The 13,903-nt window shown below is 37.7% G+C and carries 12 protein-coding genes; 6 read left to right on the forward strand and 6 right to left on the reverse strand.

The annotated features are described in order from the left end of the window. Nucleotides 1–10 precede the first annotated feature (10 nt). The 6 genes from AC106K_RS26035 to AC106K_RS26060 form a co-directional block, all read right to left on the reverse strand. Nucleotides 11–1,096, reverse strand: a complete 1,086-nt coding sequence (locus AC106K_RS26035) for a 2Fe-2S iron-sulfur cluster-binding protein (RefSeq protein ID WP_482448518.1) — start codon at nucleotides 1,094–1,096, stop codon at nucleotides 11–13. Further along, nucleotides 1,096–2,412 (reverse strand): phenylacetate--CoA ligase, encoded by a 1,317-nt coding sequence (locus tag AC106K_RS26040; protein ID WP_047098171.1) that lies wholly within the window; start codon nucleotides 2,410–2,412, stop codon nucleotides 1,096–1,098. The genes AC106K_RS26035 and AC106K_RS26040 overlap by 1 nt, the downstream gene beginning before the upstream one ends. Nucleotides 2,413–2,700: 288 nt before the next feature. Continuing rightward, the gene (locus AC106K_RS26045) at nucleotides 2,701–3,444 is read right to left on the reverse strand and encodes a hypothetical protein (RefSeq protein ID WP_482448519.1); all 744 of its coding nucleotides are present in this window, start codon (nucleotides 3,442–3,444) and stop codon (nucleotides 2,701–2,703) included. Beyond that, entirely contained in the window at nucleotides 3,392–3,970 is a 579-nt protein-coding gene (locus AC106K_RS26050; RefSeq protein ID WP_482448521.1) for a TetR/AcrR family transcriptional regulator, read from the reverse strand. Before AC106K_RS26050 ends, AC106K_RS26045 begins: the two co-directional genes overlap by 53 nt. Before the next feature lie 5 nt (nucleotides 3,971–3,975). Beyond that, the gene (locus AC106K_RS26055; RefSeq protein WP_482448523.1) at nucleotides 3,976–5,421 is read right to left on the reverse strand and encodes a hypothetical protein; all 1,446 of its coding nucleotides are present in this window, start codon (nucleotides 5,419–5,421) and stop codon (nucleotides 3,976–3,978) included. A gap of 5 nt (nucleotides 5,422–5,426) precedes the next feature. Next, the gene (locus AC106K_RS26060) at nucleotides 5,427–6,560 is read right to left on the reverse strand and encodes an ABC transporter ATP-binding protein (RefSeq protein ID WP_482448524.1); all 1,134 of its coding nucleotides are present in this window, start codon (nucleotides 6,558–6,560) and stop codon (nucleotides 5,427–5,429) included. A 277-nt stretch (nucleotides 6,561–6,837) separates the two neighbouring features. On the opposite strand from AC106K_RS26060, the gene clpB reads away from it, so the two are divergent. The 6 genes from clpB (at nucleotide 6,838) to AC106K_RS26090 (ending at nucleotide 13,652) form a co-directional block, all read left to right on the forward strand. Next, nucleotides 6,838–9,432, forward strand: a complete 2,595-nt coding sequence (gene clpB / locus AC106K_RS26065; RefSeq protein WP_482448525.1) for an ATP-dependent chaperone ClpB — start codon at nucleotides 6,838–6,840, stop codon at nucleotides 9,430–9,432. A gap of 344 nt (nucleotides 9,433–9,776) precedes the next feature. After that, a complete protein-coding gene (locus tag AC106K_RS26070; RefSeq protein WP_482448526.1) occupies nucleotides 9,777–10,316 on the forward strand; it encodes a hypothetical protein in 540 nt (179 codons plus the stop codon). A gap of 26 nt (nucleotides 10,317–10,342) precedes the next feature. Next, nucleotides 10,343–10,987 carry a hypothetical protein gene (locus AC106K_RS26075; protein WP_482448527.1) on the forward strand — a complete coding sequence of 215 codons (645 nt, stop codon included), beginning with the start codon at nucleotides 10,343–10,345 and terminating at the stop codon, nucleotides 10,985–10,987. Next, nucleotides 10,966–11,751 carry a sensor histidine kinase gene (locus AC106K_RS26080; protein WP_482448528.1) on the forward strand — a complete coding sequence of 262 codons (786 nt, stop codon included), beginning with the start codon at nucleotides 10,966–10,968 and terminating at the stop codon, nucleotides 11,749–11,751. The genes AC106K_RS26075 and AC106K_RS26080 overlap by 22 nt, the downstream gene beginning before the upstream one ends. After that, nucleotides 11,748–12,389, forward strand: a complete 642-nt coding sequence (locus tag AC106K_RS26085; RefSeq protein ID WP_482448529.1) for a response regulator — start codon at nucleotides 11,748–11,750, stop codon at nucleotides 12,387–12,389. The genes AC106K_RS26080 and AC106K_RS26085 overlap by 4 nt, the downstream gene beginning before the upstream one ends. Before the next feature lie 249 nt (nucleotides 12,390–12,638). After that, a complete protein-coding gene (locus tag AC106K_RS26090; protein WP_482448530.1) occupies nucleotides 12,639–13,652 on the forward strand; it encodes a zinc metalloprotease in 1,014 nt (337 codons plus the stop codon). The last annotated feature ends 251 nt before the right edge of the window (nucleotides 13,653–13,903 follow it).

Raw genomic sequence — 13,903 nt, forward strand, 5'->3', positions numbered from 1 at the left:
CATTAAATTTTTAAACATCATAATTAAGCATCACCACATTGGTTGTAGGGTGACATTGGCAGGTCAGAACGTAACCTCTGGCTACTTCTTCTTCGGTAAGTGCGTAGTTTTTCTCCATGAAAACTTCTCCTTCCAGAACTTCCGCTTTACACGTACAACAAACTCCTCCTTTACATGCAAAAGGCACAGGAAGATTGTCTTTCAATGCTTTATCTAAGATACTCTCTTTTTTGGAATTGAGGTGGAACGAATATTCATCATCATCAATGATTACCGTTACCATACTTTCAATATTGGCAATCGCCTTGAATTCATCACTCATTTCCTCTGTATTTTCTTCGTCAGGGGCAGTGAAGTATTCAAATAAAACCTGGATAGCAGGTACTTTCTTCTCTTTTTTAAGATAGTCCGCAATTCCTTTGATCATTTCTGAAGGACCACAAATGAAATACGTCGCTTCTTTTACATCGATCTCTGTATATCTTTCAAACAGCTGCTCCAGTTTTTCTGCAGAAATTCTTCCTTCAAAAACAGGATCTTCATGTTTTTCACGGCTTACCAGGTAAATCACTTTTAGTCTTCCATTGAACTGTTCTACCAGTTTATCAATTTCCGCTTTTCTCAAAACATGGTTCATACTTCTGTTGCTATAGAACAGATAAGCATTACTGCTAGGCTCCTGATAAAGACTTTCCTTGATATTAGACAACACTGGAGTGATTCCGCTTCCTGCCGCCAAACCAATATATGTTTTTACATTGGTAGGGTGATAAGACGTATTAAACCCGCCCATCGGAGGCATTACTTCCAGCATTTCATCCATATGAAGATGCTCATTGAAATATCCTGATACTTTTCCGCCCTCCAATAATTTTACCAACACTTCCAAAGTATTACCTTTCTCGCTGGGAGCATTGCAAATGGAGTAAGAACGTCTCTCTTCGTTTCCGTTGATCATCATACGGAAATTAAGGTACTGTCCCTGTTTGAATCTGAACTTATCTTTAAGTTCTTCAGGAATTTCTACGGCAACATTTACTGCTTCCGGAGTATCTTTCTGAACTCTAACTGTTTTAAGTTTATAAAATGAATTCATTATTTTTTTAGTATTCTATTAATTTTTCCACCTTCGCACTTCGGCAAACTGTCCTGGGCATGAACTTTCACTTTTGTAGTGATCCCTACCCTTTTCTTGATTTCGTTTTCTATATTTTTTCCGAAGCTTCCGACAAAATTAAAATAATCATCGGTATCTGCTTCTATTTTTTGAGCCTTTACCCATTCATCATCAATTTCAACGTCAATATCTAAGGCTACACACATATGTTCTTTTTCAATCGGCGTCAGGTAATAGTTGGGAACTACTCCTTTTACATAAGAAAAAGCGTCTTCAATCTGACTTGGATACACGTTTACTCCTCTTACGATCAGCATATCATCTGCTCTACCAACAATCGGTTTCATTTTCACCATGGTTCTTTTGGCATTTTCATCGTAATAAAGGCTTGTAATATCATTGGTCCAGTAACGAAGAAGCGGCATTGCTTTTTTCGTTAAAGTAGTGATCACCAAAACACCTTCTTCTCCGAAAGGAACCGGCTGTTTGGTTACCGGATCTAAAATTTCGGGATAAAAATGATCTTCCCAGATGTAAGAGCCACCTTTTTCTTCAAAATCTTCCATGGAAACTCCCGGTCCGATAATTTCGCTCAATCCATAAATATTGGTAGCATGAACGCCTAATCTTTCCTCAATATGACCTCTTATGATTTCCGTCCAGGGTTCTGATCCCAGAACAGCATACTTCAGACTGATCTCTTCTGCAGAAATACCTCTTTTGGCAAATTCATCTGCGATCGTTAAGGCATATGATGGCGAGCAGCAGATCACTTCCGGTTTGAAATCCACAATCAGATCTACCTGTCGTGCCGTCATTCCTCCTGAAATAGGAAGCACACTCATTCCCAACTTTTCTGCACCATAATGAAGTCCCAGTCCGCCGGTAAAAATCCCATATCCATAGGCATTATGCAGCTGCATTCCCGGTCTCGCTCCGGCAGCATGTAAAGACCTGGCCACCACTTCACTGAAAAGTTCCACATCTTCCTGGGTATATCCTACGACTGTAGGTTTCCCTGTTGTTCCGCTTGAACAGTGAATTCTCTGAAGCTCACTTTTTGGAACGGTAAATAATCCGAAAGGATAATGATCTCTTAAATCCTGTTTGTAAGTAATCGGAAGTTTCGCAATATCTTCTATCGACCTTATTTCCTGTGGAGAGATCTGCAATTCATCAAATTTCTTCTTATAAAATTCCGACTTCTCCCCCAAATAATTGATCAGACTGATCAACCGGTCGGATTGAAGCTGTCTCAACTGACCCAGCTCCAGATATTCAACTGAAAAATCCATAAAACTAACTAACATTTGTTAGGTGTAAATTTAAAAAGATTTCGGAAGGTGACAAAATTTTTATGACTTTTGTCATATTTTGAATGATTCTAAATAACAAATCCAGCAACTATGGTTCTTTAACCGCAAAGTCATAAAATTGTTGAACCCTTGAACTGGTTTTAAAGTTGGAAAAATGTTGCTAAAAAGCCCCCCCCAATTTATTGAAAAGCTAACGATTATTAGCTCTGATTATCATTCGGAACGAAACCTCATGAAAATTGGAATTCATATCACATCCCGGATATTTTATGATACCGCAAAAAATACAGCAGGGATTGAATTATTAACAATATGCAAACCAACTGAATAGGAAAAACCATAGTTAAGCCTTGCAAAACTATACATCAATGCTGAAATAAAATGAGGGATTGTAAGAAGAAGATAAGCTAACAGAACATTGGAATCCAGATCATAATTTCCAATATGCATGACTGCAAAAATTAAGCTATAGGTATATACGATCAAGCTGAGATTTCTTCCGTAAAAAGGCTTTATATCATTGACATTTCTGTTACTGATCACCCAAACGATCCCACCCATCATAATGGCCATCATTATCCTAAGGAAGAAATAGTTTCCGGTATCAAACTGACTCTCAAGTACAAACAACCTGTTAATCAAATAAAAAGAGATAATACCGGATGAAAGCGATACATTCCGGGGTGAAAAAAGTAAGGGCAATCTAAAGGCGAGTTCTTCTATAATGGGAATCAATGAACAGGATAACAACAGAAATACAAGATCCGAATGGTTCATGTCTTCTTTCAAAGGACTGGAAATAAAAAATCCATTCATAAAAGAAAGCGCCATCCTCGCAATCAACACGATCAGAAACAGAAACAACAGCTTCAGTATCTTTCTTCCAAAAGAACCGGAAACCTTATCAGAGTTGGGCTTATAAATGAATGTGAGAAAATCCGGAAGTATTGAAAAAAAATTATCTCTTCTCATTCCCCAGCAAACCATACAGGATTTTATCCCTGATTTCATCGGTAATTTCGTCTGTAGAATCACTGTTCCTTTTGAACCAGAAATAAGAATTGTTCAGCGTATGAAGAATAAATCTTGTTGTAAATGACGGGGATTTCAGTTCCCAATTTTCAGCCTTATAAATTTCGGAGATCAGTTCTTCCACTTCCTGCTGGTAATTTTTTCTCAGCTCAACAAATTCAGGAAGTCTTTCCTCAAGATGCCGCCATTCATTGGAATAGATATGGGTAACGTCACGGTTTTTAAGAACAACTGACAAATGTTTATAGAGAAACAAATTCAGTTTTTCTTTGGGATCAATATCCGTACTCTTTACCTCCTGAAGTTCTTCAAAAAACTCCTGGGCAATCCCAAAGCAGATCCATTCCAGAATTTCTTCTTTTGAGCGGATATGGGCATAAAGTGAGGCGGCTTTGATGTTGAGCTTTGTAGCAAGATCTCTTACTGAGCTTCCCATGTACCCTTTCTCCTTGAAAAGTTCTACTGCTACCTCTAATATTTTTCTTTGTTTTTCTTTAAGTTCCATATGTCTCAGTTACCTGGAAGGGCTTTACGATTCCGTATTAATCTCAATAAAAGAAGCAGTACAATAAAAACCAATATAAAATTCACTATTGCTGCATCTCTTAAAAAACTGTTGTGGGAATAAAACTCCATGTGTCTGTAAGGTATTTCAAGCTCACGGTCCCGCAAATCTATAAACACTTTGTAAAAGGCAGCCGCCGAACAAAGGAGCACAAATGGAAAACCTAATACAAGTACACTTAATGCTATTGCAGACAGATTTTTCCGGTTTTTAGCCACAAAAACAAGCAACAGAAAAATGAGTAATTCCGCAAACAAAGCTATCAAAAAATTTTTAAAGTCTGTGAAATAGTCACCGGTAAGCCCTAAAAGCCCTGTATTCAAAACAGCGAGCAACAACACCGTAATCAGAGAAACCACCCACTGCTGTAAAGTAGAAACCCTGAATGCAATAATAACAGTAGATAAACTGAGCGCCAGATACATTAATACTAGAAGCTGCTCATCATCAAATATTTTCGATTTTCTTATATTAATGATCTTTCCGTAATAATCTTTCAGAATGTATGAATCTACATAAAACTGCTTTGTATCATAAAATTCTTCAGATGGATCGGATGCAGCATATCCACTGCGATCATCAATGTATATATCTGAAACAAACGAAGGTTCATTATAAAAATATTTAAACCATAACGAAGTCGTGACATTGGTTTTTAAATGATGTTCTTTGAGCAGAGAAAAATAGGCATCCAGTGTTTTTTTGATCTGTGCAGAATCACTTTTATAATAAAGCATTCTTACCTGATCCGTATATAAAGAATCAAGATCACTCCCGGAATAAAATATTTCAAAGTCATGATTAGCAATCATACTTTTCCATGGGAACAGCCTGCCTTTGTATTCGAAAACATCATTATTTACAGTATAAGTCATAGAGTCCGGCTGATCTTCCTGAGGAACGGTCTGCTGTATCTCTTTCGAATTGTCATCATTGAGCAGAAGCAGTCTTCCTTTATAGGCAATTTCAGCATTCTTTTTCAGTTCTTCCTTTGAAAAAACATTCATGGCTGCATACCTGCTCCCATACATCACGGTAAAAAAGGCCATTGTAAAAAAGACCATTATAATCAATACAACCAGCCATTCTTTGAAAAGGTCATTCTTCTTTTTAGGATAAAATGATTTGAATGCATTGTGCCTGATATAAAACATAAACCATACAAGAACAATGATACAGCCTATGATTCCTATTCCTACAGTAGCAAGATCCCGGTTCGTATAAAAATAAAAATCTTTGTCATGCAGGTCTTTTCCAAAATCCTGAAACCAGAACCCTGCAAGAAATGCCAATACATGAAATAACAGCCCTATCAGAATCATATAAGGAAGTTTGGTATTCCACAACAGTGGAAAACGAAGCAGTAGTGTGGTGTCTATTTTTTTTAACATAAAATCTATTTTAAGAAGAAAGCCCGGCTGGATTTTGAAATATCACGGAAATAAACAATATTGACTGCCTGTTCTAAACAAAACCTGATAAAATCTTCCCTTTTCATTTCTTTATCAAATACAGCTACAAAAGTACTTCCGTTCTGCTCCAGAGAATGAAAAGGAAGTTGGGAAAGTTTCCGTTTCAGATCAGTGATATTTTCATCGGTTTCGAATTCTATAATAAGAAATTTCACCTCTTCCCTGTTCAGATCCTGCTGTTTTCCATTTTTCAGGAAAATAATCTGATTGGAATTTTTTTCTACCTCGTAAAGCTGCTGAGAACTAAGTACAACCGCCAAAGGACGGAAAGGAGAATCTGCAATCTGTCTGAGATCTTCCAAAACCGTTTGCTGAGCAATAATATCGAGATTCGCAAGCGGCTCATCAATCAGAAGAATCTTAGGCTTTCTCAAAAGCATCCGGGCCAGCTCAAATCTCATTTTATACCCTGAACTAAGATTCTTCCAGGCATATTCTCTGAATTTTCTAAGTCCCAGTCTTGCAATGACCAGCTCTGTAATTTCTACGGATTCAGCAGGTGCATAGCCATATGATACTGCGGCAAATAAAAGATTCTGAAGAAGACTTCCTCTCCAGGACGGAGTACGCTGCGGAATGTAGATCAACTTGGAGCGAAGATCATAAGTATCTGTATAAGGAAAGAGAAAATAAAGTTCTCCCCGTGTTTCTTTCAGCTCACCGCACAAAGAACGGAGAAGCGTTGTTTTCCCATTTCCGTTTTCTCCTACCAGCCCTACCATTTCACCTGTCCTGATCTCGAGATTCAGGGGTCCCAATGTGAAAGCTTCAGAATATCTCTTCTCCCAGTTGTTCATGGTAGTCAGAATATGGCGGTCTGCCGGCTCTTTCTGTTTCAATTCAGTGGCAATTTCGGAGAACAGCTGAGTAAGTTTTTCGGGAACTTCTTCGGAATGCTGGTGGGAATCGTACCAATTCAGAAATGCATTGGTCTTCTTATAAAATATAATCTGTTCTGTATCAAGCGCGAAGTCTATGATTCGCTTTAATGTCTGATCATAGTTGCCGGAACTGATCTGATCCGTCACTTCTTCTGTATGTTCCTGAAAGGTTTTCATCGGTTTTTATTTCGGGGGAGAAGATATTAAATATTTGTTTTTCCTCCGCCATCATAAAATCGGAAATTTTGTCAAGTTAATTTTACGTTAAAAATAGCAAATCCGGAATTTTTGTCCTAATTTTTTGTAAATTTAATAATTGAACAGTTTTTGCGATAAGCTAATCGATTAAATGATTAAATAATTGATGGCATTAAGAAACTAAGCCTGAAAATTTAGTTTCTTGATGTTTTTAGGAAAATTAACCGAAACATATCATTACAAAAAATATAAAAATATGAACTTAAACCAATATACTGTAAAATCACAAGAAGCCATCCAGGCAGCACAACAGGTTGCAATGGAATTTGGCAATCAAAGTATTGAACCACAACATCTCCTTGAAGGAATCTTTCAGGTAGATGAAAATATATCGCCTTTCTTACTGAAAAAATCTGAAGCAGATGCCAATCTGGTAAGAGAGCGCAACCGTGAAAATCTGGAAAAACTCCCTAAAGTACAGGGAGGGAATATCTACCTTTCACAATCTGCCAACAAAGTTTTGCTGGACGCTCCCAATATCGCTAAAAAGATGGGGGACGAATATGTAACGATAGAGCACTTATGGTTATCTCTTCTGGAAACCACTTCTGAAGTATCCAAAATGCTCAAAGATATGGGCGTTACCAAAAACCTGCTGGAAGGAGCTATTAAAGAATTAAGAAAAGGAAGCAAAGCTACTTCTGCAAGTTCGGAAGAGACTTATCAATCCTTGAATAAATATGCTAAAAACTTCAACGAATTAGCAGCGGAAGGAAAACTGGACCCTGTGATCGGACGTGATGAAGAGATCAGAAGAGTACTGCAGATCCTTTCAAGAAGAACAAAAAACAACCCGATCCTTATCGGGGAACCCGGGGTAGGTAAAACTGCCATTGCGGAAGGAATTGCCCACAGAATCATCAGCGGCGACGTTCCGGAAAACCTGATGGATAAAACTTTGTATTCATTGGATATGGGCGCATTGATCGCCGGTGCCAAATATAAAGGAGAGTTTGAAGAACGTCTGAAGTCTGTGGTAAACGAGGTTATCAAATCTGACGGACAGATCATTCTTTTCATTGACGAAATCCATACCCTGGTAGGTGCCGGTGGTGGTGAAGGCGCGATGGATGCTGCGAATATTCTGAAACCAGCTTTAGCAAGAGGAGAACTGAGAGCCATTGGAGCCACTACTTTGAATGAATACCAAAAGTATTTTGAAAAAGACAAGGCTTTGGAAAGACGTTTCCAGAAGGTAATGGTGGAAGAACCGGATACTGAATCCGCAATTTCCATCCTTAGAGGAATCAAGGATAAATATGAGGCTCACCACAAAGTAAGAATCAAAGACGAAGCGATCATTGCAGCAGTGGAAATGTCTCAAAGATATATTTCAGACCGATTTTTACCGGATAAAGCCATCGACCTTATTGATGAAGCTTCTGCCAAACTGAGAATGGAGATCAACTCCAAACCGGAAGAACTGGATGTTTTGGACCGAAGACTGATGCAGTTGGAAATTGAGCTGGCCGCTATTTCAAGAGAAGGCAACCAGACTAAAATCGACCATTTAAAAGAGGATATTGCTAAAATTTCTGAACAGAGAAATGAGATCAATGCCAAGTGGCTGAAAGAAAAACAGAAAAGTGAAGATCTTACCCAGATCAAAAAAGATATAGAATCTCTGAAACATGAGGCGGAAAGAGCTTCCAGAGCCGGAGATTATGCAAAAGTAGCGGAAATCCAGTATGGAAAACTCCGTGAAAAGGAAGATGAGCTTGCGAAAGTTGAGTTGGAAATGCAGAACCATCAGAATGAGCTGATCAAGGAAGAGGTTACTGCTGAAAACATCTCTGAAGTGATTGCCAAATGGACAGGTATTCCTGTAACTAAATTATTGCAATCAGAAAGAGATAAATTATTGAATCTGGAAACCGAACTTCACCACAGAGTCGTAGGACAGGATGAAGCCATTGAAGCCGTAGCTGATGCGATCAGAAGAAACAGAGCCGGACTGAGCGACGATAAAAAACCTATCGGATCATTCCTGTTCCTGGGAACAACCGGTGTGGGTAAAACTGAGCTTGCAAAAGCTTTAGCTGAGTTCTTATTCGATGATGAAAACAATATGACCAGAATTGATATGAGTGAATATCAGGAACGTCACAGTGTTTCCAGACTGGTAGGTGCGCCTCCCGGATACGTAGGATATGACGAAGGCGGTCAGCTGACTGAAGCGGTAAGAAGAAGACCTTATTCTGTAGTGCTTCTGGATGAAATTGAAAAAGCGCATCCGGATGTTTTCAACACCTTATTGCAGGTTTTGGATGACGGACGTCTGACTGACAACAAAGGTCGTGTAGTGAATTTCAAAAACTCAATCATCATCATGACCTCGAATCTGGGCTCCCATCTGATTCAGGAGAACTTTGAGAATCTTACAGAGGAAAATCAGGATGAGATTGTGGATAAAACCAAAGACGAAGTTTTTGACTTACTGAAGCAGACTTTACGTCCGGAATTCCTGAACAGAATTGATGAGATCGTATTGTTCCAGCCTTTAAGAAAAAAAGAAATCGGAAAAATCGTTCAGTATCAGCTGAGAGGGTTCAATGATATGCTGGCCAAACGAAATATCATCATGACCTTCACTCAGGATGCGGTAGATTATCTGATGGACAAAGGCTATGATCCTGCCTTCGGGGCAAGACCTTTAAAAAGAGTGATCCAGCAGGAAGTACTGAACAAGCTTTCTAAAGAGATTCTTGCAGGAAACGTCAATGATGGAGACAGAATCACATTGGATTACTTCGTAGAAACAGGTTTGGTATTCAGACCTACTGAAAAATAAAATAGTTTTTTTCATATACATTAATTTTTGTAGATGAGTGCTGTAGAGAAATCTGCGGCACTCATTTTTTTTCTGTACTTTTAAAACAAAATTATATCAATATACAGCTGACCTGGTCTGCAGGGATCCTAAAAAATACGAATGCATTTAATATATAACAGAGATTGTTTTTCCATTTTTTCATACACAATGGTTTAGTTTTATTTATACTTTTTCACGAGTATACAATCCGTAAAATCACGGTAAAATTAACAGTATAATTCCCATTTAGTAAATGCATTTCCTAGGATATTTTTTACGAAATTTGCATATTAACTGAAATGTATACTATAAACAACTAAGCTATGAGTTCAGAATCAAACAACCCCCTACAACCAGGTGTAATGTCTAACAATCTTATCAAAGTTTTAGTAGATAACTATCGTCAGAATCACCTGCCAGCTATTAAAAATAATTTAGGAATAGAAGACGCTCATTCTATATGGTTTGATCTTCCTAAACTAAAAAGATTCATTGCTATAGTGGAAGAAGAAGCTTTAAAAACCAACCCTGAAGTTACTGAAGATGATTTAGGGATCAGATTTTATTATGCATCCTATCCAAAAGCTGAGAACTGGGATATTATGGACTCTCATCCCGTACCGAAAGAATATGCTGAAAAGCACACGTTAGTGATGATTCCCACGCTAAAAAGCACAAATGAAGAGGGAGATGTTCTTCACGCTGATTTCAATAGCCTTCAAGCCAGCGGTAAATCTTTAGGATTAAGAACAGCCAAAAAAGCAGGACCTCCCAATGGCGGACCTTCCGATGATGATGGAACCATTGGGGAAAATCAAGGACTACTGATCCCACCATCAGCGCCTATGGGGGAATCTTATTAATTACTATTTATATTCTAAAACACAATATGACCGAGTTCCAGGAATTTATCCAAAATAGCATGCTTTTCTCTGAGGGACTTGCTGCATTTGTTGCACTTTTGTATTATAACCGTTTAAAAGAAATACAGTGGAAGCTTTTTGCCATCTATCTGGTTATTATTTTTCTGGGGGAAGCATACAGTAAATGGGGGAACTTTATTCATTTTACTAAAGCTCAGTATTATAATTACCTTTTAATGCCTATCCAATTCATATTTTTTTATTGGTTATATGCAGCAAAATCTTTAGGAAAGCGCAAGCTGTTTTGGATATTATCCATTTTATATTTACTTTCATTTATTCCTAACGAATTGTATTTTGTAAAGAATAAGATAGTATTTGCCTTCAACTACACATTGGGATGTTTGATGCTGATGCTTTTGGTAATCATGGAGTATTATAAGCAAATTACCTCACAGGACATTCTCAATTTCTATAAAAACAAAATGTTTTATATTAATTTGGGAATTACATTGGCCTATATAGGAACATTACCCTTTATGACATTCATGTCACTGTTGGTAAAATACAAAGAAATCTGGGATATTTATTTTAGTTATTTCCTGATCTCTGGATTCGTGATGTATATTTTATTTGCAAGTTCATTCATATGGGGAAAACGGAACTCTTAATTGTCATTATTCTATTCAATATCCTTTTTGTAATGTTCATCGTTGCAGTGATGGTCTATATCATCAACTACAGACAGCGCAAAAAGGAATACCTGAACGAAATTGAGATGAAAAATGAACTTCATCAGAGGGAACTTCTGTCTACCCAGTTGGAGATCCAGCAAGCTACCATGCAGCAGATCGGTCGGGAACTTCATGATAATATAGGCCAGAAACTAACCCTGGTAAGTCTGTATGTACAGCAGATGCTTTACGAAAACAGAGCCCCGGAAGCCAGTGAAAGAATAGATCAGGTTTCACAGATCATCAACCAGTCTCTTCAGGATCTCCGCAGCCTTTCAAAAACCCTGACGGATGATAATATCAACCAGAAGGAAATCATAACTTTGATTCAGGAGGAAGTGGATAACACCAATTCTTTCAGAAAATGCAAGGTAAGTTTCGAGCATAATTTCAGCCAGCTGGATCTGGGATTTGTGCATAAAAATGTACTTTTGAGGATTACCCAGGAATTTATTCAGAACAGCATCAAGCATTCCGGCTGTCAGAATATTTTCATCAACCTGAATACCTCTGAGGATATTCTCTGGGAGCTTACCATTTGTGATGACGGAAAAGGATTCGATACTAAGAAGATAACTTCCAATGGTATTGGTCTTACCAACATGAAAAACAGAGCTGAGATCATTGGTGCCCAGTTCAGTCTTGAAAGTAAGGAAAACGAAGGCACCACTCTTCATATTATTTTAAAAAAACAGTCATGAAAAAATCTATTGTAATCGTTGACGACCATATACTTATTGCCAAAGCCCTGGAAGGGATCATCAGTAACTTCAGCGAGTTTGAGGTCATCTATGTCTGTGAAAACGGCAAAGATCTGATTCAGAAGTTTGAAGAAGGCAACATCATTCCGGATATTATCCTTTTAGACATCAGTATGCCGATCATGGACGGCTTTGAAACAGCAGCCTGGCTTACCAAAAACCATCCTGACATCAAAATCATGGCTCTCAGCATGCAGGGAGATGATAACAGTGTCATCAAAATGATCAAAAACGGAGCAAAAGGCTATCTTCTGAAAAATACCCATCCCAAAGATCTGGAAACAGCACTTTCCAGACTGAACACTGACGGCTTCTTTTATCCTGAATGGGCTTCAAAGATCATTTTTTCCAATCTCGGAAAAGATCAGGAATCTGAAGCTTTGGTAAAAATCTCTGAACGGGAAAAAGAATTCCTGAAGTATACGGTAACCGAACTCAGCTACAAGGAAATTGCAGACAGAATGTGCTGCAGTCCGAGAACTGTAGAAAGCTACAGAGATCAGCTTTGTGAAAAACTGGATTTAAAAACCCGTGTAGGACTTGCTGTTTTTGCCATCAAAAATGGTTTTGCCAATTAAACCCAATATAAAATTATTCTCCAAAAAGAGAATTTTAACGATAATTTTTTATTCAAAACAAGCATGACAATAAAAAATAAAAAACACAAATAGTAAAATTGGTTAAAATTCAATATAATTCAAATTAATTTAAAGTAAAAACAAACAAAACACTGATAAAATAAGAATAATTTAAACAAATTGCGAAATAATTTGCATATCAATTTTAAATAATATAATTTCACATCCTCAAATCCAAAATTTAATGATATGAAAAAATTCTTATTTGGAGCCCTCGTTCTGGGCTTAATGTCAGCGTGTAATACCGACAGCGTGACTAATCAAAACGATCCTCCGGTGAGTCAGGAAGTTTCTCCAGGAAGTGCTATGAAAAGAAGCTGTCCTTCTGAAGAGATAAGAGCAGAAATGCTTCAGAAAAATCCTGCCCTGAGACAAAAAATGACGGAGATCGAAGCCGGAACGGAGAGGTATGTCAACAACCTTGCACTAGGCAAAGTTCTTGCCGATGGTACCGTTGAAATCCCGGTTGTCTTCAATGTTATCTACAACACTGCCGCTCAAAATGTTTCTGATGCCAGAATCGCAGAACAAATTGCCGTTCTGAATGCAGATTATGGAGCGACCAATACTGATATTGGGAATATCCCTGCCGCATTCAAACCTTCTGCAGCAGGTGATGTAAAAATCCGTTTCAAACTGGTGGCTACCAATCGTAAACAAAACTCAAAAACAGGTTGGAAATCTAATCTGGAAGAAATGAAAAAAGCGAGCACCGGAGGTATTGATGCCACTGATGTTACTAAAAATATGAATATCTGGATAGTGAATTCTATTCTTGATCAAAACGGACAACCTGGAACATTGGGTTATGCTTATTATCCGGAAAATGCCGGGCAATGGTATGACGGTCTTGTAATAGGCTATCAGTATATCGGTAAAACAGGGGCTTCTGCACCATTCAACCTGGGAAGAACGGTAACTCATGAAGTAGGACACTACCTGAATCTTCCACACCTTTGGGGATCTTCTGATGCGGGATGCCAGACAGATTATTCTAATGATACACCGGTTTCCCCTGGTCCAAACTATGGAACACCTACCTACCCTCTTAACAGAGTATGCGGAGGGGTAAGCCGTTCTCAGATGTTCATGAACTATATGGACTATGTAGATGACAAAGTAATGATCATGTTCTCTGCCAATCAGAAAACAAGAATGCAGGCTGTAGTAGCTGCTTCAGGCCCAAGATCCGGACTTAGATAACCTATCACTTCAAATTTGATTACTAAAAAATATAATCTATCTCTACTCAGGGATAGATTTTTTATTTCTTTAATGCTATCAGTATTAAAAATAACACTGCACTCCTATAACACCTGTTTATTATAAAACAAAATTTATAAATATTTTCAAGCTATTATTTAAATTAAAAATATTCCAAAAAATATCAAAAACATAAAATTATATACATTAAAAAATATTATCAGATTTAAAAATAAACAATTTCACTCTAT

The sequence above is a fragment of the Chryseobacterium sp. FR048 genome (genome assembly GCF_056844665.1).